The following is a 25,509-nucleotide window of genomic DNA, read 5'->3' as shown; positions in this document are numbered from 1 at the left end:
GAGGCGTACGATGAGCAAAGAAGTACTGCTGGTTGTTGAGTCGGTATCCAATGAAAAGGGCGTACCGGCAAACGTGATTTTTGAAGCGTTGGAGCTGGCTTTGGCCACTGCTACCAAAAAGCGTTTTGAAGACGAAGTTGATCTGCGTGTGGAAATTAACCGCCACACCGGTGCCTATGAGACTTTCCGTCGCTGGACGGTCGTCGAAGAAGCCGATCTTGATGATCCGGCCATCGAAACCTGGCCGAGCAAGGTTGCTGAAACGCACCCTGGCGCAAAGGTCGGTGATGTCGTCGAAGAAAAGATCGAATCGATCGAATTCGGCCGTATTGCTGCACAGACTGCTAAACAGGTCATCGTGCAGAAGGTTCGCGAAGCCGAGCGCGCTCAAGTCGTTGACGCCTATCGCGAACGCCTGGGTGAGATCATCTCCGGTACCGTTAAAAAAGTAACTCGCGATAACGTGATCGTCGACCTGGGTAACAACGCCGAAGCGTTGCTGGCCCGTGAAGACATCATCTCTCGCGAAACCTTCCGTGTCGGCGTGCGTTTGCGTGCGCTGCTCAAGGAAATCCGCACCGAGAACCGCGGCCCTCAGTTGATCCTGTCGCGTACCGCCCCGGAAATGCTGATCGAGCTGTTCCGTATCGAGGTGCCGGAAATTGCCGAAGGTCTGATCGAAGTAATGGCTGCGTCCCGTGACCCGGGTTCGCGCGCCAAGATCGCGGTCCGCTCCAAGGACAAACGTATCGACCCGCAGGGCGCTTGTATTGGTATGCGTGGTTCGCGCGTTCAGGCGGTGTCGGGTGAGTTGGGCGGTGAGCGTGTGGATATCGTCCTGTGGGACGATAACCCGGCGCAGTTCGTGATCAACGCCATGTCGCCGGCTGAAGTGGCGGCAATTATCGTTGACGAAGATGCCCATGCCATGGACATCGCCGTTGGCGCAGACAATCTGGCTCAGGCCATTGGTCGTGGTGGTCAGAACGTGCGTCTGGCCAGCCAACTGACCGGTTGGACCCTGAACGTGATGACCGAATCGGACATCCAGGCTAAGCAGCAAGCTGAAACCGGCGACATCCTGCGCAACTTCATCGAAGAGTTGGAAGTCGATGAAGAACTGGCACAGGTTCTGGTAGATGAAGGTTTCACCAGCCTGGAAGAGATTGCCTACGTACCGTTGGAAGAAATGCTCAACATCGACGGCTTTGACGAAGATATCGTCAACGAGCTTCGCGCTCGAGCCAAGGATCGCTTGTTGACTAAAGCCATCGCTACTGAGGAAAAGCTGGCAGACGCCCATCCGGCCGAAGACCTGCTCTCGCTTGAGGGTATGGACAAGGATTTGGCGATGGAACTGGCGGTGCGCGGCGTAATTACCCGCGAAGACCTGGCCGAGCAGTCTATTGACGATCTGCTCGACATCGACGGCATTGACGAAGATCGTGCCGGCAAGTTGATCATGGCCGCCCGAGCCCATTGGTTCGAGTAACTAGGCGCGGCCTGAGGAGAGAAGTGCATGACGCAAGTCACGGTGAAACAACTGGCCGATGAGGTCAAAACACCGGTAGAGCGCCTGTTGCAGCAGATGCGTGAGGCAGGTCTGCCGCACACCGCCGCCGATGAAGGTGTGAGCGATAGTGAGAAGCAGTCTTTGCTGACTCACTTGAAGAGCAGCCACAAGGCGAAAGTGGAAGAACCGCGCAAGATTACATTGCAGCGCAAAACCACCAGCACCCTGCGTGTTGCGGGTAGCAAGAGCATCAGCGTTGAAGTACGCAAGAAGAAAGTCTTCGTACAGCGCAGCCCGGAAGAAATCGAAGCCGAGCGCAAACGTGAACTGGAAGAGCGTCGCGCAGTAGAAAATGCTGCACGTCAGAAGGCTGAAGAAGAAGCCAAGCGTCGCGCCGAAGAAGAAGCGCGTCGCCAGCCTGCTGCTGCGCAACCTGCTGCCACTGAAGCGGTTGCCGCGCCAAGTGCACCTGTTGAAGCTGTGCGTGAGGCCGCTCCGGTTGCCGCTCCACCAGCCCCTGCGGCTGACCGTAAGCGTGAAGAGCCCCGTCGTCCGGACAAACCACGTGCCGACGATAACAATCGTCGCGGCGGCGGCGATGGCGAGCGTAAAAACGCTCCGCATCGTGCTTCGGTCAAAGAGAAAGCGCCTGCTCCACGCGTTGCCCCACGTACTACCGACGAAGAGAGCGATGGCTTCCGTCGCGGTGGTCGCGGCAAGGCCAAGCTGAAGAAACGCAACGCCCACGGTTTCCAGAGCCCAACCGGGCCTGTTGTGCGCGAAGTGAAGATCGGCGAGACCATCACTGTGGGCGATCTGGCCCAGCAGATGTCGGTCAAGGCTGCTGAAATTATCAAGTTCATGTTCAAGCTGGGCACTCCGGCCACCATCAACCAGGTGCTGGATCAGGAAACTGCTCAACTGGTTGCTGAAGAGCTGGGCCACAAAGTGACCCTGGTCAGCGACACCGCCCTGGAAGATTCCCTGGCCGAGTCCCTGAAGTTTGAAGGTGAAGCGGTTTCCCGTGCACCGGTTGTGACCGTAATGGGCCACGTTGACCACGGTAAAACCTCCCTGCTCGACTACATCCGTCGTGCCAAGGTGGCTGCGGGCGAGGCCGGTGGTATCACCCAGCACATTGGTGCTTACCACGTTGAAACCGACCGTGGCATGGTGACGTTCCTTGACACCCCTGGTCACGCCGCGTTTACCGCAATGCGTGCCCGTGGTGCAAAGGCGACCGACATCGTGATCCTGGTGGTTGCGGCGGACGACGGCGTGATGCCACAAACCATCGAGGCCGTTCAGCACGCCAAGGCTGCTGGGGTTCCGTTGGTTGTAGCCGTGAACAAAATCGACAAGCCGGGCGCCGATCTTGATCGCATCCGTAGCGAACTGTCGGTTCATGGCGTGACTTCCGAAGAGTGGGGTGGTGACACTCCATTCGTACCGGTCTCCGCGAAAATGGGTACTGGCGTTGACGAACTGCTTGAAGCCGTTCTGTTGCAAGCCGAAGTTCTGGAACTGACCGCAACACCATCGGCTCCTGGCCGCGGTGTCGTGGTCGAATCCCGCCTCGACAAGGGCCGTGGCCCGGTTGCGACGGTGCTGGTTCAAGACGGTACCCTGCGCCAAGGCGACATGGTTCTGGTCGGTTCGAACTACGGCCGTGTACGTGCCATGCTCGACGAGAACGGTAAGCCAATCAAAGAAGCCGGTCCGGCCATTCCAGTCGAGATTCTCGGCCTGGACGGTACCCCGGACGCTGGCGACGAGATGAGCGTGGTTGCCGACGAGAAGAAAGCCCGTGAAGTGGCTCTGTTCCGTCAAGGCAAGTTCCGCGAAGTCAAGCTGGCCCGTGCTCACGCCGGCAAGCTGGAAAACATCTTCGAGAACATGGGCCAGGAAGAGAAGAAGACGCTTAACATCGTCCTCAAATCTGACGTACGTGGTTCCCTCGAAGCGTTGAACGGCGCCTTGAACGGCCTGGGTAACGACGAAGTGCAAGTGCGTGTTGTCGGTGGCGGTGTCGGTGGTATCACCGAATCCGACGCCAACCTGGCACTGGCTTCCAACGCTGTACTGTTCGGCTTCAACGTGCGTGCCGATGCCGGCGCTCGCAAGATCGTCGAGCAGGAAGGCCTGGACATGCGTTACTACAACGTCATCTACGACATCATTGAAGACGTCAAGAAAGCCCTTACCGGCATGCTTGGCAGCGACGTCCGGGAGAACATCCTGGGTATCGCCGAGGTGCGTGACGTGTTCCGCTCGCCGAAATTCGGTGCGATCGCCGGTTGCATGGTTGTCGAAGGCACTGTGTACCGTAACCGTCCAATCCGTGTACTGCGTGAAGACATCGTTATCTTCGAAGGCGAGCTGGAATCCCTGCGCCGCTTCAAGGATGACGCTTCCGAAGTGCGTGCCGGCATGGAATGCGGTATCGGCGTCAAGAGCTACAACGACGTCAAGGTTGGCGACAAGATCGAAGTCTTCGAGAAGGTTCAGGTTGCTCGCAGCCTCTAACTCGCGCACTTCCGGAGCCACGCGGCGATTGGGTATGCAAATGCCCCACACCGCGTACGGACTCTAAACGCAACGCCCGGTCTGGCTTTTGTCAGGCCGGGCGTTTGCCGCTTTCAGACCCCACGGGTTTCACCGTGTGGCAGTAACAGGTAACAAGACATGGCAAAAGAATACAGCCGTACCCAGCGTATCGGCGATCAGATGCAGCGTGAGTTGGCTCAACTGATCCGTCGCGAAGTCAAAGACCCGCGCGTTGGCCTGGTCACCATCACCGCTGTTGAGGTGAGTCGTGACGTGGGTCACGCGAAGATCTTCATCACCGTAATGGGGCAGGATAACAGCGAAGAAATCGCGCAAAGCATCAAGGTGCTCAACGCCGCGGCAGGTTTCCTGCGCATGCAGTTGGCCCGAGAAATGAAGCTGCGTAGCGTTCCCCAACTGCACTTCCACTACGATGAAAGTGTCGTGCGTGGTGCGCATCTGTCGGCACTGATTGAGCGTGCCGTGGCAGAAGACAGCCAGCACCCGTCCGCACCTGAAGACGCCAAGGAGTAAGCGGTGGCTCAGGTCAAACGTATCCGTCGTAACGTCAGCGGCATCATTCTGCTCGACAAACCCATTGGTTTTACCTCCAATGCAGCGCTGCAGAAGGTCCGCTGGTTTCTCAACGCTGAGAAGGCCGGGCACACAGGTAGTCTCGATCCGCTGGCTACTGGCGTATTGCCGCTATGCTTCGGCGAGGCCACCAAGTTCTCGCAATACCTGCTCGATTCCGACAAGGGTTACGAAACCCTGATGCAACTGGGCAAGACCACTACCACGGCCGACGCAGAAGGCGATGTTCTGCAGGTTCGTGACGTGACCGTTGGTCGTGCTGATATCGAGGCTGTTTTACCCGCTTTTCGTGGAGAAATCAGCCAGATACCGCCTATGTACTCGGCGCTCAAGCGTGATGGCCAGCCCCTTTACAAGTTGGCGCGTGCGGGTGAAGTAGTGGAGCGGGAACCGCGTTCTGTTACTATTGCGCGCTTGGAATTGCTCGCCTGTGAAGGCGATACCGCGCGTTTGGCCGTGGACTGCAGCAAAGGCACCTATATCCGTACCCTGGTGGAAGATATCGGTGAAAAGCTCGGTTGCGGCGCCTACGTTGCAGAACTGCGACGCACCCAGGCCGGGCCTTTCAGTCTGGCCCAGACGGTGACGTTGGAAGAGTTGGAAGCGGTGCATGCCGAAGGCGGTAATGAAGCGGTTGATCGCTTCCTGATGCCATCGGACAGTGGGCTGCTGGATTGGCCATTGCTGCACTTCTCGGAACACAGCGCGTTCTACTGGCTCAACGGCCAACCAGTACGCGCTCCGGATGCCCCGAAGTTCGGTATGGTGCGAGTACAGGATCACAACGATCGCTTTATCGGTATCGGTGAAGTGAGCGAAGACGGGCGCATCGCGCCGCGTCGACTGATTCGGTCAGAATGACCGAACGAGTGTGGCTGTTAACAGGCATGGTCAACACTCATTTTTAGATACAGGGATTTGTCCCTGGCCTGTTGAAACTTCCCTTTGGGTGGTTTCCTGAAAAAAGGATTGCCTCATGGCTCTCGACGTTCAAGAAAAAGCACAAATCGTAGCTGACTATCAGCAAGCTGTTGGTGACACTGGTTCGCCAGAAGTGCAAGTTGCACTGCTGACCCACAACATCAACAAGCTGCAAGGTCACTTCAAGGCCAACGGTAAAGACCACCACTCCCGTCGTGGTCTGATCCGCATGGTAAACCAGCGCCGTAAGCTGCTGGACTACCTGAAAGGCAAAGATCTGGGTCGTTATCAGACTCTGATCGGTCGCCTGGGTCTGCGTCGCTAATAAGCGATTGCGCTAGAGGTTGGTTGTCTGCCGTGTGTCAGTGGAATCCCGCTGGCCCATGGCAGGCTTCCAGCCTCAAGTTTTATCTGGATACACGTTTTACCCTGGACGAGCGTCGGGCCGATTCCCGGCATTGCCCAAGAATTTCGCAAGAAGACAAGTTCCCCAAGAGCCACAAAGAAGGTAGGACACCGTGAACCCGGTTATCAAAAAATTTCAGTTCGGTCAGTCGACCGTTACCCTCGAGACAGGCCGTATCGCCCGTCAAGCCTCCGGCGCAGTGCTGGTTACCGTTGATGACGACGTTACTGTATTGGTGACCGTTGTTGGCGCCAAGACCGCTGACCCTAGCAAAGGCTTCTTCCCTCTTTCCGTTCACTACCAGGAAAAGACTTACGCTGCCGGTAAGATCCCTGGCGGTTTCTTCAAGCGCGAAGGGCGTCCTTCCGAGAAAGAAACCCTGACTTCCCGACTGATCGACCGTCCGATCCGTCCGCTGTTCCCAGAAGGCTTCATGAACGAAGTGCAGGTTGTCTGCACCGTCGTGTCCACCAGCAAGAAGACCGATCCGGACATCGCTGCGATGATCGGTACTTCGGCTGCCCTGGCCATCTCCGGCATTCCTTTCGATGGCCCGATCGGCGCTGCCCGCGTTGCGTTCCACGAAAGCACCGGTTACCTGCTGAACCCGACTTACGAGCAACTGAAAGCGTCGAGCCTGGACATGGTCGTTGCCGGTACCTCGGAAGCCGTACTGATGGTTGAATCGGAAGCCAAAGAGCTGACCGAAGACCAGATGCTGGGCGCTGTGCTGTTCGCCCACGACGAATTCCAGGCCGTTATCAAAGCGGTCACCGAGCTGGCTGCCGAAGCCGCCAAGCCAACCTGGACCTGGGCTCCGCAAGCTGAAGCCACCGAACTGCTGGGCACCATCCGCTCTGAGTTCGGCGCTGCCATCTCCGACGCCTACACCATCACCGTCAAGGCCGACCGTTATGCTCGCCTGGGCGAGTTGAAGGATCAGGTCGTGGCCAAGCTGTCCGGTGAAGAAGGCCAGCCTTCCGCCAGCGACGTCAAAGCTGCATTTGGTGAAATCGAATACCGCACCGTTCGCGAAAACATCGTTAACGGCAAGCCACGTATCGACGGCCGCGATACCCGTACCGTGCGCCCGCTGAACATCGAAGTCGGCGTTCTGCCGAAGACTCACGGTTCGGCCCTGTTCACCCGTGGTGAAACTCAGGCACTGGTAGTTGCGACCCTGGGCACTGCCCGTGACGCACAACTGCTGGACACCCTGGAAGGCGAGAAAAAAGACCCCTTCATGCTGCACTACAACTTCCCTCCGTTCTCGGTGGGCGAGTGTGGTCGTATGGGCGGTGCAGGTCGTCGCGAAATCGGTCACGGCCGTCTGGCCCGTCGTTCGGTTCAGGCCATGCTGCCGGCTGCTGACGTGTTCCCGTACACCATCCGTGTCGTATCGGAAATCACTGAGTCCAACGGTTCCAGCTCCATGGCTTCCGTGTGCGGTGCTTCCCTGGCACTGATGGACGCCGGTGTGCCGATGAAGGCGCCGGTTGCCGGTATCGCCATGGGCCTGGTGAAGGAAGGCGAGAAGTTTGCCGTCCTGACCGACATCCTGGGTGACGAAGACCACTTGGGCGACATGGACTTCAAAGTAGCCGGTACCGCTAAAGGTGTTACTGCGCTGCAGATGGACATCAAGATCAAAGGCATCACCGAAGAAATCATGGAAATCGCTCTGGGCCAAGCCCTGGAAGCGCGCCTGAACATCCTCGGCCAGATGAACCAGATCATTGGTCAGTCGCGTACCGAACTGTCGGAAAACGCTCCGACCATGATCGCGATGAAGATCGACACCGACAAAATCCGTGATGTTATCGGTAAAGGCGGCGCGACCATCCGTGCGATCTGCGAAGAAACCAAGGCCTCGATCGATATCGAAGACGATGGTTCGATCAAGATCTTCGGCGAAACCAAGGAAGCTGCGGAAGCTGCGCGTCAGCGCGTGCTGGGCATCACTGCAGAAGCTGAGATCGGCAAAATCTACGTAGGTAAGGTTGAGCGCATCGTCGACTTCGGCGCATTCGTCAACATCCTGCCAGGCAAGGACGGTCTGGTTCACATCTCCATGTTGAGCGACGCTCGCGTGGAGAAGGTGACCGATATCCTCAAAGAAGGCCAGGAAGTGGAAGTACTGGTACTGGACGTGGACAACCGCGGCCGTATCAAGCTGTCCATCAAGGACGTAGCAGCGGCCAAAGCCTCGGGCGTTTAATCACCCCTAGGTCTCAAGCTGAAAAAAGGACTCTTCGGAGTCCTTTTTTATGGCTACTGGAAAATGCCTAAAAATCAGACGGTTAATGCAAACCCAAAAGCCGCAACTTGCATGCAGGTGTTGAGCGCTTCATGCAATATGCACGATTCCGGAAATAATGTTGATTTGTAAGTTATTGTTTTTAAAGGTTTTAATCGAAGAAATAGAATTGGCACAGTGCCTGCAATATCCCTGTTAACGCTGCAGCATTGAGGTTTACACGCTGCAGACTTTTAATAAAACAGGAGTTACTCGTATGAAGAAGTTCGCTCTCGCTACCGCAACAGCTACCGCTCTGACCCTGGCTATGGCCAACGCCGCCTTCGCCCAACCTACTCAGGCGCCGATGACCCTGGCTGCTGGCGAGATGACCAAGGCTAAAGAGTCCACTTCGGATACCTGGATCACCACCAAAGTCAAAGCTGATCTGCTGACCGAAAAAGGCATTCCAGGTTCGGACATCAAGGTCGAAACCAACAAAGGCGTGGTTTCCCTGTCTTCCGATGTAGCAATTTCGGACTCGCAGAAAGCGACTGCCGTAGCTATCACCAAGAAAATCAAAGGTGTTACCGCTGTTTCCGCTGATGGCCTGATGGCTGGCGGCGCTGCTAAGGCTGACAACATCGACAAGTCCAAAGAAGCCACTTCGGATACTTGGATCACCACCAAGGTCAAAGCTGACCTGGTAACCGAGAAAGGCATTCCTGGCACTGACATCAAGGTCGAAACCAACAAAGGTGTGGTTTCCCTGTCCTCCGCTAGCCCAGTTACTGAATCGCAGAAAGCCACTGCTGTTGCGATCACCAAGAAAATCAAAGGCGTTAAAGCTGTATCGGCTGATGGTCTGAAAGCCGAGTAACGCTCAACAGTTCGTCTGAACAACTTAGCGGCGGCGGCGCGTGAGTTAGATATCCACTCAATGCACCTCTGAGGTTCATGCGACCGACCACACGGAAGTGGTCATTACAGGCCCCGGCACTTTGTGTCGGGGCCTGTTCTATTTTAAGGCCGACTGCGACAAGCGAGCCTACTGCACCGGGGGAGCTGGCATCGATTGTCCATAGCTATCTCGATTCGGCCTACACCCTCGTTCACGCAAGACCTTCTTCTTGCAACGCTTTTTGAACGGCAGGACGCACTTTAACCCGGTCATACCAGGCATGTAGGTTAGGCAAATTGTCGAAGTGAATGTCGGCCTTGTAATAACTGGTCAGCCAGGCGGCCTGCCCCCAGCCTGTCAATGCGAACAAATAGGCATCCGCCACAGTGAAGGAATCACCCATGAGGTATGGGCGAGTACTCAACTGTTCGTCAATCCAGGCGAAGCGCTTCTCCAACTTCAGCTTGGCAGTGTCTACGTATCTACCTGCGAGTGTGGCGTACAACAGCGGAATGAACCCTTTGTGAATCTCCGACGTCAGGAAACTCAGCCATTCTTGAAGTCGGTATCGATCCAGGGTGCCATTGGGGGGAACAAGCCCAATCTCCGGCCTCAGGTCACCCAAATACTGCACGATCGCTGGGCCTTCACGCAGGATAGTGCCGTCGTCCAGCTCGATTGCGGGCACATAACCGAAGCTGTTGACCTCGAAGTAATCGGCGCCCGATTCGGTGAGGTGTTTCTTGTGATCGACTTTAACCAGCGTGGCGTCGAGACCAAGCTCATTCATGACGATATGGGGCGATAAGGAGCAAGATGCGGGGATGTAGTACAGCTTCATTTACAGACTCCAGAGCATGGGTAAGCGCTTTCAATTCCAACAGAGAGGTGGCTTCAGCTCATTCTAGATGTCAGGTATAAAATAGGAAGAACGCACTATTTTGTAGTATAGGTACAAAAAATATACCTACATCCGTCTAGGATTTTGACCATGAAAGACAATATATCTGGCTGCTCGGTCGAAGAAGCGATGCGTTTGCTCGGTGGTCGCTGGCGTCTGCTCCTTGCCTCATACCTGCTCGATGGGCCAAAGCGCTTTAATGCGCTTAGGCGGGACATCCCCGCTATTTCCCAACGGATGTTAACCCTCGATTTACGCGCTCTTGAGGAAGCAGGTCTCGTCAAACGTACAGTATTTCCCACCGTGCCCGTCACGGTTGAATATGAGCTCACACTCGACGGACGGCGGTTAGAGCCTGTGGTTGAGGTAATGAAACAGTTTGGGCTATGGGTCAAGAGTCGCCAGTGCGTTGATGGCGTCGGCCCAGTTTAACGTGCCTTAGTTAGCGGCCATTCCACGTAGGCTGCGGTAGCTGGCTGATCTCAATTACCGGCTGCGCCTGCAGCCGTTTGAGGGCTTCCTTCAAAATACGCCAAGACTGTGACTTGGCGTGAGGTAGGCATCATCGTCTTTGGCGTCTGGGCCGGGCCGGACGGACACTACTGGAACCGGCGCCCCAGTACGAGCACGGCCCCAGCCACAATGCGCCTAGATACGCCCCCTCACTACTCGGCATCCAGATGCATTGGCGTCACCACGCTACCGTCTTTTTCAGCCTGGCCTAACTGCGCATCAATGAAGTAAACCCGATCGTCTTCCAATTGCCCTTTATCCACCAAGTAGTCCTTGATGGTACTGGCACGGTCTTGACCCAATTGGCGCAACAGCACATCACTGGTGCTCCAGAACTTGATCACGCCGTCCTTAAGCTTCGCCGAACGCTCGTCTCGGCTCAGGTCTTTCCACTCCGCGGGCGGCTGCTGTTTCAAGCGGGTTCGGTAGATGCCTTCCAGCAGGGGCGCTTTCTCGCTTTCCGGTACTTGCAACAGGGAGGCCTGGGCCGGGACTTTGTCGCCCCGACGTTGCAGCATCTTGTAGTAGTTGTATTGGTATTCGCGTTCCAAGCGCTGTTCAGCCAGGAATGGCCCGTCGCTGCTGGCGGCGGCGGTGCCTTCGATTTCCAGGCGCAGGGTAGGGCGTTCTTTAAGCGCCGTGGCCAGTTTATTCAGCGCGTCTTCGGCGTCCTTGCTCAATTCGCTGGAGCCCGGTGCGAACGAGACGTTACCCAAGTCTTCGGCACCACCGCCGGTGACCAGCCCGCCAATGAATTTGAAAGGCGCCGTGGCGGCGCGAACCACCAGGTTTCGCAGGGTCTGCCAAACGATCGGCATAACGCTGAATTGGGGGTTATTGAGGTCGCCACTGACGGGCAGCTCGATGGATATCTTGCCGTCACTGTCTTTGAGCAGTGCAATGGCCAGACGAATCGGTAAATCCACCGCGTCGGCACTGTCGACTTTTTCACCCAATTGCAGCTGTTCGACCACCACTTTGTTTTCAGCTTTCAGTTGGCCTTTGGTGATCACGTAATGAAGGTCGAGGTTCAGGCGGCCCTTGCGGATACGGAAACCGGCGAACTTGCCTGAGTAAGGCGTGAGGGTGGTCAGTTCGACCCGTTTGAAGCTGGTGGCGATGTCCAGCGCCGCCATCGGATCGAACGGATTGACACTGCCTTTGATCGTCACGGGCGCATAGCGGTCGACCTTACCCTTGATGTCGACGCTGGCGGGCTTGGCCTGGCGGCTGTCGATGGTACCGATCTGACCGTTGAGCTGTTGAATCGCCGTGGCGAAGTTAGGGGTGAGGCTGAAGTCGGCAAAGTTGGCCGAGCCGTCGTTGATCGCAATCTGCCCAATGCGAATGCCCAGCGGCTTGTCTTTGCTCGCAGCCGGTTTGGCCGCCGACTTGGCGCCAGTGTCCGCCGGCTGTGGAATCAGCAGGTCATCAACGTTGGTGGTGCGGTCATCGTTGATCATGAAGCGGGCGTACGGCTGCAGCAGGTTGACCTTATCGATCGACAGGCTTTGGCCATGTTGGTAATTCACGCCTTCGAGTACCAGACGCTGCCACTTGAGAAAGTCGCGAGTCTTGAGCGTATCGAGGGTGTGCAGTTGGTCGACCTGAGCCCGGCCAGTGACTTGGAGTGCCAGCGGTTCGGTGCTCTTGAGGTTGACGTCCAGATTGCTGCCGAGCATGCCGCTACGCAGCTCCAGGCGTATGAAGGGGCTGATATAGGACTGGGCGACACGCAGGTCGATGTCCTGGGTAGTGACTTTCAATCTGGCGCTGACCGGGTTGAGGTTGACCTCACCACTGGCCTGCAGCTTGCCCTGTTTGCCTAAGCCGCTATCGATTTTCAGGTTGAAGGGGCTGCCGTTGAGGCTGTCGAAGTTCTGCATGTCGACGTTCAGCGGGCCCAGTTCCAGTGCGACCGCAGGCTTGGCCTGACGATCAGCCAGATGCACTTGGTAGTTGCGCAGTTGCACATCCTTGAGCAGCACTTGCCATGGCTTGCTGGGCGCGGCGGGTTCTGCCTTGGGCGAATCGGCGGTGGCAGGGGCGCTGGCCGGCTCCGGTGCCTTGGCCGGTTTGCTCGGTTGGCTGGCGAACAGTTTTTGCCAGTCCAGTTGCCCGTCAGCCTCACGCGCGGCCCAGGTTTCGAGCTTATTGCTGCGGATTTTGCCGACGACCACTTGCTGTTTGGCCAGGTCCACGGTGGTGTCGCTGACGTCCAGACGCTCCAATCGTACCAGTGGCCGGCCGTCCGGCGCCTTGATGGCAAACGGCGCGATACTGGCGGCGGTGTTGGTCAGGTTCAGTTGGGTTTCTTTGGCCAGGCTGAAGGTGTATTCGGTGCTGAAATTGAGTACGCCATCTTCAAGCACCAAGGGCAGTGCGTCGCGCACATACGGCCACCAGGCTTTCATTTTGCCGTCGGTGACCTTCAGGATGCCCTGGGACGTGATCGGCACCAGGCTGAAATTGCCTTTCCAGTCGATATGCCCGCCCTCGGGGCCGGCCGCGACCAGGGTCATGTCGGCATTGTCCTCAGGCAGGGTGCTGAGGTTCTTCAGTTCGAAGTCGAGTTTGTCGTAGAGGAATTCGATGGGCTCGCTGGGGCGCAAGTCCTCAAAGTGCAAATAGCCACCGGCCAGTTTGATGTTGTCCACACGCAGCGGGAAGGGCTTGGCGTCAGGATCAGTCGGTGTTGGCTCACTGGGTGGTAGTTTGAACAACTGCGCCAGGTTCAATTGGCCGGATTTGTCGAACAGCAATTCGGTCGTGGGCTTGTCCAGTTGCACATCGGCCAGATGCAGGGCGCGGGTCCAAAGGCTGTCGACCTGAAGGTTGGCATACAGACGCTCGAAGCCCAGCTGCTCCTTGCCCGGGTCACCTATTTTCAGGCCCCAGACCGTCAGCTCAAGGCTGAACGGGTTCAGTTCGATCCGCTCGATGCGTGCCGGCACTGTGGCGTACTCGGCCAATTGTTGGTTGGCAATGCGAAGGCCAATGCCGGGGAGGATCAAAAAGCCCAGCAAGCTGTACAAGGCCAGGGCAGTCAACAAGGCGCCGGCGGCGCGGATCAATCCTTTGGGCATGGGTGACGCCATCTATGTCGAACAAGGAGTGCCTTGGAGTATGGCACGGGTTTTCGGTTCCGAAGAGCCGGGCGTTTGGGACGAATCTTACAGCTGCAGGATCAGCGTTTTCAGGGGCGGCTGGTGATCTTGCGATGGGAAATCTGCGCCCGGAGTCATCGCTTTCCAATCACGTACAGGGCGCCCGGCTTTTTCCGCGCAGCGCAGCACCTGTTCACGCCAGTCGTCCATGCTGACCTTTGCCAAGTTATTGCAGCAGATCAACACGCCGTTATCGGCGGTAGCTAGAAGGGCGGGCTTGAGCAGGCTCTGATAGTCGCGCAACAGGTCGACGGTGCCGAAGGCGCTCTTGGCCCAGGCGGGTGGGTCGAGCAATACCAGGTCGTATTGGCGCTGCTCCAGGCGCGGGTAGCTGGGCAGTTTCTGCCCGCGACGCTGAGTGATCGGCAGGCCGGCCAATTGGCGAATGGCGGGGAAGTAGTCCGATTGCACGAATTTCATCGTTTGCAGGTGGGGGTTGAGCTGGCCATTTTCGCGCCCGACCGCCAGGTTGCCTTCGGCGAAGTCCAAGTTGCACACCTCCCGAGCACCCCCGGCAGCGGCGCTCAGGCCCACACCGCAGGTGTAAGCGAACAGGTTCAGCACGCTCTTGCCGGTGGCGTGTTCTTTGACCCAGCCACGTGTGTTGCGCAGATCGAGAAACAACAGCGGGTCCTGCCCGGCATGCCGTCCGCGCACACGGTAATTGAGGCCCCACTCGTGGCCGACCAGGTCTTGCAGAGCGGCGGGTTCGGCGCGGTACACCGAGTCTTCGCGATCGATCCGCGAGTTGCCTCGGGAGCGGTCGTTGTACACCAGCAGCAACTCCATGCCCATGTGCTGGTTGATCTGTCGATGCAGGTCCAGCAAGTCGGATGCTTGCAGTGACTGATGGAAACTCTGCACCAGCAACTGCGGGCCATAGCGGTCGATGGTCAAGCCGCCGGCGCCTTCCTGGCTGCCGTGAAACAGTCGGTAGCAATCGGTGCCTTGAGTATGCAGCTCGTGGATCAAGTCTTGGCGATGGTCGAGGGCGGCGCGCAGCGCCTGGTTCAGGGGAGACATGGAGCGCGCCTTGCTTTAGGTAAATGTGGGCAATGAGGGCGCGAAGTCTACCAGCTAAGGGATGCGGCCTACAGCAACCCCATCCGTCGATGGGCGCGTTGCACCGAACCATCGCGCATCGCCCAGCGTAGCAACGGTGCGCTGCGCTTGACCCCGGCTCGTATCATCCGGCGCTGCAGCGGGCTCTGATGCTGATCGAGCATTTCACTGGCCCAATCCGGCAGCAGGTCGATGCCGGCCTGCATCATCAAAGCGCCAAACGGCTTGGCCAAGGGGCTGGGCGCGGGCGCATTGAGCAGCAGGCGTAGCACTTCCCGGCTGCGCTCGTCGCATAGCAGTTCGGTGCGAATGAGCTCTAGATACTCAGAAATTTCCTGCCTGGAACGCGGTACGTTCTGCGCGCCCAAGCGTTCGGCGACCAGCGCAATCTCGCTGTAGTAACGGTCCTGATCGGCGCCTGAGAGGCGTGGGTTGCGATAGCGCAGATGGGCGGCGAGAAAGTTGCTCACTTCCGCCACATGCACCCACGTCAGCAGCGCCGGATCGCTCGCCGCGTAGGGGCGCCCGTCCGGGGCGTGGCCGACCACTTGCAGGTGGATGGTGCGCACTTTCTCGATCAGCCAATCAGCGTCCTTGCGTGCGCCGAAGGTGGTGCCGGAAATGAACTGCGAGGTACGTCGCAGACGTCCAAGCATGTCCTGGCGAAAGTTCGAGTGGTCCCACACCCCGGCCAGGGCCAAGGGGTGCAGGGCTTGCAGCATCAATGCGCTGATCCCGCCGATCAGCATGCTGCTGAAGTCGCCATGCACTTGCCAACTGACCGAATCCGGCCCGAACAGGCCTGGATCGCCCTTGGGGTTCTCCAGGTCCAACTGGCCCAGTGACAGCCCCGTCAGACTCATCAACTGGCTTTCGATACGGCTGCGGATAAATTCCATGGCGACGTGAGGCTTCCTATCGGTTCAAGCGTTTGTCGATCAGGCCGTCCACTACGCTGGGGTCGGCCAGGGTTGAGGTGTCGCCGAGGCTGTCCAGCTCGTTGCAGGCAATCTTGCGCAGAATTCTGCGCATGATCTTGCCGGAACGGGTTTTCGGCAGGGCCGGTGCCCATTGGAGCAGTTCCGGCTTGGCAAAGCTGCCGATTTCCTGGCTGACCAGTTCCAACAGGTGTTTTTTCAGCGCATCGCTGGGCTCCACGCCGTTCATGGGCGTGACAAACGCATAGATGCCCTGACCCTTCACATCATGGGGATAGCCCACCACCGCGGCTTCGGCCACTTGGTCGTGCAGAACCAAAGCGCTCTCCACTTCGGCAGTACCGATGCGGTGGCCGGAGACGTTGATCACATCGTCGATGCGCCCGGTGATCCAGTAATCGCCATCCTCATCGCGGCGCGCGCCGTCGCCGGTGAAGTAATAGCCAGGGTAGGGTTTGAAATAGGTGTCGATCATGCGTTGCGGATCGCCGTAGACGCTGCGGATCTGCCCCGGCCAACTGGCCTGGATTGCCAGTACGCCGCTGCCTGGGCCCGTGAAGGGGTGGCCGTGTTCGTCCAGCAGCACCGGCTGCACGCCAAACATCGGCTGGGTAGCGCAGCCGGGTTTGATGCGCTGGGCGCTGACCAGCGGGCTGAGCATGATGCCGCCGGTTTCGGTCTGCCACCAGGTATCGACAATCGGGCAACGTTGTTCGCCCACGGCGTTGAAGTACCAGTCCCAGGCTTCCGGGTTGATGGGCTCGCCTACGCTCCCCAGCAGGCGCAGGCTGGCGCGGGAAGTGCTTTCCAGCGGGCCGTGTCCTTCACGCATCAAGGCGCGTAACGCGGTGGGGGCGGTGTAGAAGATATTCACCTGGTGCTTGTCGATCACTTGCCAGAAGCGCGAGCTGTCCGGGTAGCTGGGGACGCCTTCGAACATCAGCGAGGTGGCGCCGTTGGCCAGCGGTCCATACACGATATAGCTGTGGCCGGTGACCCAGCCGACATCGGCGGTGCACCAGAAGACTTCGCCGTCGCGGTAGTCGAGCACGTACTTGAAGGTCATCGCCGCTTGCAGCAGGTAGCCCCCGGTGGTGTGCAGCACGCCCTTGGGTTTGCCGGTGCTGCCGGAGGTGTACAGGATGAACAGCGGGTCTTCGGCGTCCATCGGCTCGGGCGGGCAATCATCGCTGGCGGCGGCCAGGGTTTCTTGATATTTCAGGTCACGGCCGTCGCTCCAATTCACGGCCGCGCCGGTACGTTGCACAACCAGCACGGTGCTGACACGCGGGCAACTGGCCAGGGCTTTGTCGACATTGTTTTTCAGCGCCACCGGCTTGCCGCCGCGCACGCCCTCGTCGGCGGTGATCACGGTGCGGCAATCGGCATCCAGGATGCGGTCGCGCAGGGCATCCGGCGAGAAACCACCGAACACGACCGAGTGCACCGCGCCGATGCGCGTGCAGGCCAGCATGGCGTAGGCGGCTTCGGGGATCATGGGCATGTAGATGCACACCCGGTCACCTTTCTTCACGCCACGGCTTTTCAGCACGTTGGCCAGGCGGCAAACGTTCTGGTGCAGTTGGCGGTAGGTGATCTTGCTGGAATTTGTAGGATCGTCGCCCTCCCAGATGAAGGCCGGCTGATCGGCGCGGTGCTGGAGGTGGCGATCGATGCAGTTATAGCTGACGTTCAACTGGCCGCCGGCGAACCATTGGGCGGCACCGGTGTTGATATCTGACAGTTGGACGGTATGCCATGGGGTTGTCCAGTCGAGAAAAACGCTGGCCTGCTCGGCCCAAAAAGTATTGGGTTGCTCGATGGATTGGCGGTAGAGGCGCTGATAGTCCTCTTGACTGAGTTGTGCTGCCCGGCGGACGGCATCGGCGGCGGGAAACGTGCTGATATCGAACATGAGCGGTCCTTATTCTTGTTGTCGGGACAAGGCATAAAGATGCACCCAGCGTGGGGAGGGGGCAAGGCCAACGTCCAAACGGACGTTGGCCTTGCGGGCAGTGCGATCAGCCGCGGTGACGCCCGCGGAAGTAGTTGATCAGGCCCTGGGTCGAAGCATCCTCGGCCGAGGTTTCTTCGGCACCGGTCAGGCGGTTGTACACGCCCTTGCCCAGTTCTTTGCCCAGCTCCACACCCCATTGGTCAAAGGCGTTGATACCCCAGATCACGCTTTGTACGAACACTTTGTGCTCATACATGGCGACCAGAGCACCCAGGCGGCGCGGGCTGATGCGCTCGACCACCAACGTGTTGCTCGGACGGTTGCCCGGGATCACCTTATGCGGCGCCAGCTTCTGCACCTCTTCCTCGGCGATGCCCTTGTCACGCAACTCGGCTTCGGCTTCGCTGCGGGTTTTGCCGAGCATCAGCGCCTGGCTTTGGGACAGGCAGTTGGCGTACAGCCACTGATGGTGATCGGACACAGGGTTGAAGCTGACAATCGGCACGATGAAGTCGGCCGGAATCAACTGAGTCCCTTGGTGCAGCAACTGGTGGTACGCGTGTTGACCGTTGCACCCCACGCCGCCCCAGATCACCGGGCCTGTGTCGGTGGACACCGGCGTGCCGTCCTGGCGCACGCTCTTGCCGTTGGATTCCATGTCCAACTGTTGCAAGTGCTTGGTGATGTTACGCAGATAGTGGTCGTACGGCAGGATCGCATGGCTCTGCGCACCCCAGAAATTGCCGTACCACACGCCCAAAAGGCCCAGCAGCACGGGCATGTTGGCTTCGAACGGCGCGTTCTGGAAATGCTGGTCCATGGTGTAGGCGCCGGACAGCAATTCCTTGAAGTTGGACATACCGATGGCCAGGGCGATGGGCAAGCCGATGGCCGACCACAGCGAGTAACGGCCGCCGACCCAATCCCACATCGGGAAGATGTTTTCTTCGCGGATACCGAAGGCCACGGCTGCCGCGTTGTTGCTCGACACCGCAATAAAGTGGCGATACAGCTCGGCTTCCGAGCCACCCTGGGCCAGGTACCATGCGCGTGCGGCCTGGGCGTTCTTCAAGGTTTCCAGGGTGTTGAAGGATTTCGACGAGACGATAAACAGCGTGGTCTCGGCGCGCAGCTTCATGGTCAGTTCGTGGAACTCACTGCCGTCGATGTTCGCCAGGTAATGGCAGCGTACGCCCTTATGAGCGTAGGACAGCAGGGCTTCGGAGACCAGCTCCGGGCCGAGGAACGAGCCACCGATACCGATGTTCACCACGTCGGTGATCGGTTTTTCGGTGTAGCCACGCCACAAGCCGTCATGGATGCGGCCGACCAGATCAGTGATCTGATTCAGCACTTTGTGCACGTCCGGCATGATGTTCACGCCGTTGACCGACAACTTGTCGCCCACCGGACGGCGCAGTGCCGTGTGCAGGGCCGGGCGGCCTTCGGACGAGTTGACCGGGTCGCCGGCATACAGCGAATCGATGGCGCCCTTGAGATTGACTTCCTTGGCCAGGGCCACCAGCAGGTCACGGGTTTCGCTGGTAATCAGGTTTTTCGAGTAATCGAGGAAAAGTCCGCAGCTGCTCAAGGTGAATTGGGAAAAACGCTGGGGATCGGCATTGAACGCTTCGCGCATGCTGAAATCCTGCATGGCTTGGCGGTGTTGAGTGAGCGCTTGCCAGGCGGGCAGAGCGGTAACGTCATGAGGAGTGCGGTAGTACGCCATCGCTGCGGGTTTCCTTTTATTACGGGGACTGCCTTTAGGACACTTCAAAGCCCGGAACATCCAGTCTTTTATCAAGGGCTGGGTTCCAGACAGCGCTAACCATAGCGCAGGGCGATTACATTAAACCTAGCGTGGGCATATGTCTTGGCTTTGTCTGTGCTGTAGCCGGTACTTTTTTATACCGGCACAGCGGGCGGAGCAATGGCGGAGTGTCGGCAGGGTCAGTCGAGGGTCAAGTGCAGGTTATCGATCAGGCGGGTTGCGCCCAGATAGGCGGCGACCAGAATCACCAGGTCACGGTCTTCGGCCGTGGCCGGGCGCAGATTTATGCCCTGACGCACTTCCAGGTAATCCAGGCGCAACCCGGCGGCTTCGATCTGCTCCACCTGTTCGGCGCGCAGCCTGGCGAAATCGCGATCGCCGGATTTGATCGCAGCGGCCATCTGGCTGAGGCTGCGGTACAGCACCGGCGCGATGGCACGTTGTTCATCGCTGAGGTAACCGTTGCGCGAGGACAGCGCCAGGCCGTCGTCGGCGCGTACGGTGGGTTCGCCGATGATCTGGATCGGCATGTTCAGGTCGCGCACCATGGCGCGAATCACGGCCAGTTGCTGGTAGTCCTTTTGACCAAACACCGCGATGTCTGGCTGAACCATATTGAATAGCTTGCTGACCACCGTGGCCACGCCCTCGAAGTGACCGGGGCGGCTGGCGCCACACAGGCCTTCGGACAATTGCGGAACACTGACGCGGGTCTGGCCGGCCATGCCGTCGGGGTACATCTCTTCGACGGTCGGCGCGAACAGCAGGTTGCAGCCGGCCTGCAGGAGTTTTTCCTGGTCGGCGGCCAGGGTGCGGGGGTATTTCTCCAGGTCTTCGCCGGCCCCGAATTGCAGTGGGTTGACGAAGATACTCGCCACCACGAACTCGGCCTGCTGCGCGGCCTTGGTCACCAGCGTGGCGTGGCCGCTGTGCAGGTTGCCCATGGTGGGCACAAAGCCGATGCGTTTGCCGGCCTTGCGCGCATGGGCCACGGCCGATCGCAGTTCTCGTACGGTTTTTACGGTGTTCATGCAGAAAATCCGTGTTCGGCGCCGGGGAAGGTCACGCCTTTGACTTCGGCGACATAGGCGCTCAAGGCGGCGTGGATGCTGTCCTGGCCGAGCATGAAGTTCTTGACGAACTTCGGAACCCGGCCGCTGATCGACAGCCCGAGCATGTCGTGCAGCACCAGTACCTGGCCATCGGTGGCCGAACCGGCGCCAATTCCAATCACCGGTACTTTGACGGCCTGGGTGATTTCAGCGGCCAGTTCGCTCGGTACGCATTCCAGCAGAATCATTGCGGCGCCGGCTTGCTCCAGGGCGATGGCGTCGGCACGCATCTGTCGCGCTTGGGCTTCCTGACGGCCTTGCACTTTATAGCCGCCGAGCAGGTTAACCGACTGCGGGGTCAGGCCCATGTGCGCGCATACCGGCACGCCGCGCTCAGCCAGCAGGCGGATCGACTCGGCAAGCCATACGGCGCCTTCGACCTTGACCATGTGGGCGCCAGCCTGCATCAGTTTGCCGGCGTTCAGGAAGGTTTGTTCGAGGGTGGCGTAACCCATGAATGGGAGGTCGGCGATGATGAACGCACCATCATTGCCGCGCTTGACGCTGGCGGTGTGGTACGCCAGTTCATCCGTGGTCACAGGCAGTGTGCTGTCATTCCCTTGAAGAACCATGCCCAGGGAGTCGCCCACCAGCAACACTTCGACCCCGGCCTGGCAACTGGCGTGGGCGAAAGTGGCGTCATAGCAGGTCAGCATGGCGATTTTTTCACCTTTGAGCTTGAGGCTCTGCAAGGTGGTCAGGGTAATGTCTGGCATGAAAAGGGTCCTCGTTCAGGCGCTTGGAAACAGCGAGTAACGCGCGTGAGTCTTCGTTTATACAGGCGCACTGTCTTGAGAGCAGTGCTTATAAGGCCTGGATTGCGCCCTTTAGCGCCGGGTTGGCGGCAGCGGGACGCCTATAGTCGTGAGGAGGACACGGGAAGTCAATTGGATGTGTTACCGCATTGTTACGACGGCGGTGTTACCGCTGTTACTGACGCGATTCAGCAACGGGGAGCCGTTCCAGGCCAACAAACGGGCAGGCTTCAAGCAGGGCGCTGAGGCGTCTGCCATCCGGCAATTGCAATGCGGCGGGCGCCAGTTCGGCCAACGGGTACAACACAAACGCACGCAGGTGCATCTGGTAGTGGGGCACTTTCAGGCGCGGCTGGTCGATCAGGTGGTCGCCAAACAGCAGGATATCCAGGTCGAGGGTACGAGGGCCCCAGCGTTCGAGGCGTTCGCGGCCTTGGTCATTTTCGATAGCTTGCAGCGCGTCGAGCAGGTCCAGGGGCGCCAGGTCGCTGTCCAAGGCTGCCACTGCGTTGGTGTAACGCGGTTGCCCGGGCAATAGGGAGTCACTTTGATAGAAGGCGGACACCCCGGCGAGGGTAGTGCCGGGCAACCGCGCCAGCGCTTGGACAGCATTGCGCAGTTGTTGCTCCGGGGCCGCCAGGTTGCTGCCCATGCCGATGTAGATACGTTCCACGGTTACTCGCCTGCGGTGCCCGATGCATCGGCGGCGCTACGTTTGCGCTTGGCACCGCTGCGACGACGCTTTTTCGGCCCTTCGCCAGCACCATCGCCTTTGCTGCCCAGCTCACGGATCATCTCGCGGCGTTCGCTGTCATTGGCATCCTGGTAGTCGGTCCACCATTCGCCCAGGCCGTCGGTCTGTTCGCCGGCGCTTTCGCGCAATAGCAAGAAATCGTAGCCGGCGCGGAAGCGCGGGTTGTCCAGCAACAGATCGGCGCGTTTGCCGCTGCGGCGTGGCAGGCGTTCCTGCATGTCCCAGATCTCGCGGATCGGCAGGGTGAAACGTTTCGGAATCGCAATGCGCTGGCACTGCTCAGCGATCAACTCGTGAGCGGCTTCCTGCATGGCCGGAATCGGCGGCATGCCCCGTTCCTGCAAGCGCAGCACACGTTTTGGCAGGGCTGGCCACAACAGCGCAGCAAACAGGAAGGCCGGTGTCACCGGCTTGTTCTGCTTGATGCGCAGGTCGGTATTGATCAGCGCTTCGCTGATCAGCGTGTGGGTGTAGGTCGGGTTGTATTCAAGCGCCTCGGCACTGGCCGGGAACAGCGGATCGAACAACTGCAGGTCGACGAGCATTTCGAAGGTATCGGCCGCGTAACCCGAGAGGAACAGCTTGAGCACTTCTTCGAACAGGCGCGCCGAGGGGATTTCCCGCAGCATCGGCGCCAGGTCGCGAATGGGGGCGGCGGTGTGTTTCTCGATCCCGAAGTTCAGCTTGGCGGCGAACCGCACGGCCCGCAGCATGCGTACCGGGTCTTCTTGGTAGCGCTGGGTCGGGTCGCCGATCAGGCGGATCAGGTTGTTGCGAATATCGTGCACGCCGTTGGCGTAATCGAGGATGCGCTCGCTGACCGGGTCGTAATACAAGGCGTTGATGGTGAAGTCGCGGCGCTGCGCATCTTCTTCCAGGGTGCCGTACACGTTGTCACGCAGGATACGCCCGCTTTCGTTGCGGGAAGACTGGTTGGTGTCTTCCTCTTCATCGTTTTGCGGATGCCCGGCGCGGAATGTGGCGACTTCGATGATTTCTCGGCCAAAGTGGATATGCACCAATTTGAACCGGCGACCGATGATCCGCGCATTGCGAAACTCGGCGCGCACTTGTTCGGGCGTGGCGCTGGTGGCGACGTCGAAGTCCTTGGGCGTGATGTTGAGCAGCATGTCGCGTACGCAACCACCCACCAGATAGGCCTGGTAGCCGGCGTTCTGCAACCGTTCGACGATATTCACCGCATAACGGCTGAACTGAGCGCGTTGCAGCGAATGCTGGCTGCTATTGAGCACTTCAGGCGTGCTGCGTTTGTGTTGCGTACGACGCAAGGGAGAACGGAATGACTGGAACAGCTTCTTCAGCATGGGATGCACTGTTTGAAGGAATGTTCGGCCAAAACGAAGAATGACCGCATGATGGGCCGAGATTCTAGCATTTAGTCAGGGGATGGTGTAGGAACAAGCTACAGGCATTGCGCCATAAGCTTTGGAAGGTCAAATCGCGGAAACTACAAGGGGAGCCGAAGCTCCCCCAGAAGTAGTTGCGTGCTCTATTTTTATTATTGATTTCGGGCTTCTTGTTTTTGTTGATCGCCCTCGCCATGAAGCTTCACCTTCATGACACTCCCAATCGGGAGTCAAGAGCAAACGGATTGCTTTGGTCGCTGTGTTGCTGATCTACGATCCAACCAGTTCAGGCTCTGCCTTAGGGCAGTTTTTGTTGTTCTCGGCCTGGTTGCGGGGCAAGCCCCAAATGCAACGCCTCTCCAAAAGAATCAGTTAGCTGCGCCTCCGCCGTGTTGTTTTTGTTATGCGTGAGTCGATTCGTCTTATTTTTATTGTCTTGTACAAAGCTTGTTATTGTTTTTGTACTAAGCATATAGCAGGGGGCGTGCCAACTTTTGTGCCGTCCAGCAAAACCGGGGGGTTGAAGAGGTTTCGGTTTTTTGACAGGCCAAAAAAAGCCGGGGCTTCGTTACCGTAAGCCCCGGCTTTTGTTACGCGGATTGTCCGCGGTAACAGTTTTTTCACATTTGCCGGTGTTACCGGTGGGCGCGCGCTCAGCTCTCGCTGGCCACACCGGTCTTACGCCGAGGAATGCCCAAGCGCTGACGGCGTTCCCACAGGCACTTGCGGCTCACGCCTAATTTGCGCGCCAGCTCGGTCTCGGTCATGTGGTCCTGATGCTCCAGGACGAAATGCTGGAAGTAATCTTCCAGCGACAGATCTTCCGTCGGCTCATGGCTGGTGTTACTGGCCGCGCCCTGTTGCGGCGCCAAGCCGATGAACTCGTCGTCTTCCAGGTCGCTGAGTTCGATGTCGATGCCCAGCAGCTCAGCGGAAATTTCCGGGCTTTCCGACAGAATCACCGCGCGCTCCACGGCGTTCTCCAGCTCGCGCACGTTACCCGGCCATGAGTAATGCCGAATAGCCTGTTCGGCGTCCGGGGCAAACTTCAGGTCGGTACGGTTGATGCGCGCGCTTTGACGCTGCAGGAAGGCATTGGCGATCTCGTTGACGTCGGCGCCACGCTCGCGCAACGCTGGCAGTTTGAGAGCGATCACATGCAAGCGGTAGTACAAGTCTTCGCGGAACTGACCGATCTTGGCCAGGCTCTTGAGATCGCGGTGGGTCGCCGCGATCAGGCGCACATCCACCTTTTGCGATTGCACCGAGCCTACACGGCGAATCTCGCCTTCCTGCAGTACTCGCAGCAGCCGCGCCTGTGCTTCCAGCGGCAGCTCGCCGATTTCGTCGAGGAACAGCGTGCCGCCGTCCGCCGCTTCCACCAGGCCCGCACGTCCAGCGCTGGCGCCGGTAAAGGCGCCTTTCTCGTGGCCGAACAGCTCGGATTCAATCAGCGATTCTGGGATCGCCGCGCAGTTCACCGAAATCATCGGAGCCTTGGCGCGCTTGGAGAGGTTGTGCAGGGCGCGGGCCACCAGTTCCTTACCGGTCCCGGATTCACCCTGGATCAGTACATTGGAGTCGGTGGGGGCGACTTTGCGGATCTTGCCGTAAAGGTCCTGCATCGGTGGGCAGGAGCCGATGATGCCGATCTCGCCGTTGCTGTTGTCGACGCCGGGCTTGTCTGAGCCGTTGGCGGCCTTGCCGGCGGGGCGCTGCTCGGCGGGGGCGCTGCTGGCCGACTGGCGGTCGCGCAGGATGCGGGCCACTGCCTGGAGCATTTCGTCATGGTCGAAAGGCTTGGCGATGTAGTCCACCGCGCCCATCTTCATGGAGTCCACTGCCGAGCGCAGGCTGGCGTAGCTGGTCATGATCAGCACCGGGGTGCCCTGGCCGAGTTTGATCAACTCAGTGCCGGGCGCCCCGGGCAGGCGCAGGTCGCTGACGATCAAGTCGAACGTGGGAATGCTGAAGCGCTCCTGGGCTTCCTGCACCGAGCCGGCTTCGCTGACTTGATACTGATTGCGTTCAAGCAGGCGACGCAAGGCAGAGCGGATAATGGTTTCGTCTTCGACGATCAAAATGTGCGGCATT

The 25,509-nt window shown here is 58.9% G+C and carries 19 protein-coding genes; 8 read left to right on the top strand and 11 right to left on the bottom strand.

Features of this window, described 5'->3' with window-relative positions; all coding sequences use genetic code 11:
- The first annotated feature begins 10 nt into the window (after positions 1–10).
- From nusA to HRH33_RS22905, 7 genes are all read left to right on the top strand, one after another.
- Positions 11–1,492, top strand: a complete 1,482-nt coding sequence (gene nusA, locus HRH33_RS22935) for a transcription termination factor NusA (RefSeq protein ID WP_034100716.1) — start codon at positions 11–13, stop codon at positions 1,490–1,492.
- A gap of 27 nt (positions 1,493–1,519) precedes the next feature.
- Complete coding sequence (infB, locus tag HRH33_RS22930) at positions 1,520–4,039, top strand: translation initiation factor IF-2 (protein WP_167417889.1); 2,520 nt, start codon at positions 1,520–1,522, stop codon at positions 4,037–4,039.
- Positions 4,040–4,198: 159 nt separating this feature from the next.
- Positions 4,199–4,594: a 30S ribosome-binding factor RbfA gene (gene rbfA, locus HRH33_RS22925; protein ID WP_034100712.1), complete on the top strand. Its 396-nt coding sequence runs from the start codon at positions 4,199–4,201 to the stop codon at positions 4,592–4,594.
- A gap of 3 nt (positions 4,595–4,597) precedes the next feature.
- Complete coding sequence (truB, locus tag HRH33_RS22920; RefSeq protein WP_167417890.1) at positions 4,598–5,515, top strand: tRNA pseudouridine(55) synthase TruB; 918 nt, start codon at positions 4,598–4,600, stop codon at positions 5,513–5,515.
- Between the two features lie 115 nt (positions 5,516–5,630).
- A complete protein-coding gene (rpsO, locus tag HRH33_RS22915; RefSeq protein WP_003177875.1) occupies positions 5,631–5,900 on the top strand; it encodes a 30S ribosomal protein S15 in 270 nt (89 codons plus the stop codon).
- A gap of 193 nt (positions 5,901–6,093) precedes the next feature.
- The gene (gene pnp / locus HRH33_RS22910; protein WP_034100707.1) at positions 6,094–8,199 is read left to right on the top strand and encodes a polyribonucleotide nucleotidyltransferase; all 2,106 of its coding nucleotides are present in this window, start codon (positions 6,094–6,096) and stop codon (positions 8,197–8,199) included.
- 295 nt (positions 8,200–8,494) lie between these two features.
- Positions 8,495–9,097 carry a BON domain-containing protein gene (locus HRH33_RS22905; protein WP_167417891.1) on the top strand — a complete coding sequence of 201 codons (603 nt, stop codon included), beginning with the start codon at positions 8,495–8,497 and terminating at the stop codon, positions 9,095–9,097.
- Positions 9,098–9,329: 232 nt separating this feature from the next.
- On the opposite strand, the gene gstA is transcribed toward HRH33_RS22905, so the two are convergent.
- Positions 9,330–9,959, bottom strand: coding sequence for a glutathione transferase GstA (gene gstA / locus HRH33_RS22900; RefSeq protein WP_167417892.1), 630 nt, complete (start codon positions 9,957–9,959; stop codon positions 9,330–9,332).
- A 150-nt stretch (positions 9,960–10,109) separates the two neighbouring features.
- On the opposite strand from gstA, the gene HRH33_RS22895 reads away from it, so the two are divergent.
- Complete coding sequence (locus HRH33_RS22895) at positions 10,110–10,451, top strand: winged helix-turn-helix transcriptional regulator (RefSeq protein WP_123479374.1); 342 nt, start codon at positions 10,110–10,112, stop codon at positions 10,449–10,451.
- Between the two features lie 233 nt (positions 10,452–10,684).
- Here HRH33_RS22895 and HRH33_RS22890 read toward each other — a convergent pair whose 3' ends face one another.
- The 10 genes from HRH33_RS22890 to HRH33_RS22845 all read right to left on the bottom strand — a co-directional run bounded on the left by HRH33_RS22890 (position 10,685) and on the right by HRH33_RS22845 (position 25,508).
- The gene (locus HRH33_RS22890) at positions 10,685–13,618 is read right to left on the bottom strand and encodes a DUF748 domain-containing protein (protein WP_167417893.1); all 2,934 of its coding nucleotides are present in this window, start codon (positions 13,616–13,618) and stop codon (positions 10,685–10,687) included.
- A gap of 87 nt (positions 13,619–13,705) precedes the next feature.
- Positions 13,706–14,722: a class I SAM-dependent rRNA methyltransferase gene (locus HRH33_RS22885; RefSeq protein ID WP_167417894.1), complete on the bottom strand. Its 1,017-nt coding sequence runs from the start codon at positions 14,720–14,722 to the stop codon at positions 13,706–13,708.
- A 68-nt stretch (positions 14,723–14,790) separates the two neighbouring features.
- A complete protein-coding gene (locus HRH33_RS22880) occupies positions 14,791–15,660 on the bottom strand; it encodes an oxygenase MpaB family protein (protein ID WP_167417895.1) in 870 nt (289 codons plus the stop codon).
- Positions 15,661–15,676: 16 nt separating this feature from the next.
- Positions 15,677–17,614, bottom strand: a complete 1,938-nt coding sequence (gene acs, locus HRH33_RS22875) for an acetate--CoA ligase (RefSeq protein WP_173603552.1) — start codon at positions 17,612–17,614, stop codon at positions 15,677–15,679.
- 106 nt (positions 17,615–17,720) lie between these two features.
- A complete protein-coding gene (pgi, locus tag HRH33_RS22870; protein WP_034100692.1) occupies positions 17,721–19,385 on the bottom strand; it encodes a glucose-6-phosphate isomerase in 1,665 nt (554 codons plus the stop codon).
- Between the two features lie 221 nt (positions 19,386–19,606).
- Entirely contained in the window at positions 19,607–20,458 is an 852-nt protein-coding gene (gene panC, locus HRH33_RS22865; RefSeq protein WP_034139312.1) for a pantoate--beta-alanine ligase, read from the bottom strand.
- On the bottom strand, positions 20,455–21,255 hold the full coding sequence (panB, locus tag HRH33_RS22860) for a 3-methyl-2-oxobutanoate hydroxymethyltransferase (protein WP_034100689.1): 801 nt from the start codon (positions 21,253–21,255) through the stop codon (positions 20,455–20,457). Before panB ends, panC begins: the two co-directional genes overlap by 4 nt.
- Positions 21,256–21,469: 214 nt before the next feature.
- Entirely contained in the window at positions 21,470–21,967 is a 498-nt protein-coding gene (gene folK, locus HRH33_RS22855) for a 2-amino-4-hydroxy-6-hydroxymethyldihydropteridine diphosphokinase (RefSeq protein ID WP_034100686.1), read from the bottom strand.
- Between the two features lie 2 nt (positions 21,968–21,969).
- Positions 21,970–23,373, bottom strand: a complete 1,404-nt coding sequence (locus HRH33_RS22850; RefSeq protein WP_034100683.1) for a polynucleotide adenylyltransferase PcnB — start codon at positions 23,371–23,373, stop codon at positions 21,970–21,972.
- Between the two features lie 695 nt (positions 23,374–24,068).
- On the bottom strand, positions 24,069–25,508 hold the full coding sequence (locus HRH33_RS22845; protein WP_034139309.1) for a sigma-54-dependent transcriptional regulator: 1,440 nt from the start codon (positions 25,506–25,508) through the stop codon (positions 24,069–24,071).
- Between the last annotated feature and the right edge of the window lies 1 nt (position 25,509).

It is taken from the genome of Pseudomonas rhodesiae, from assembly GCF_013285305.1.
GTDB lineage: Bacteria > Pseudomonadota > Gammaproteobacteria > Pseudomonadales > Pseudomonadaceae > Aquipseudomonas > Aquipseudomonas rhodesiae.
The sequence above is the reverse complement of the archived record's forward strand: the minus strand, read 5'-3'. Positions and strand labels throughout refer to the sequence as shown.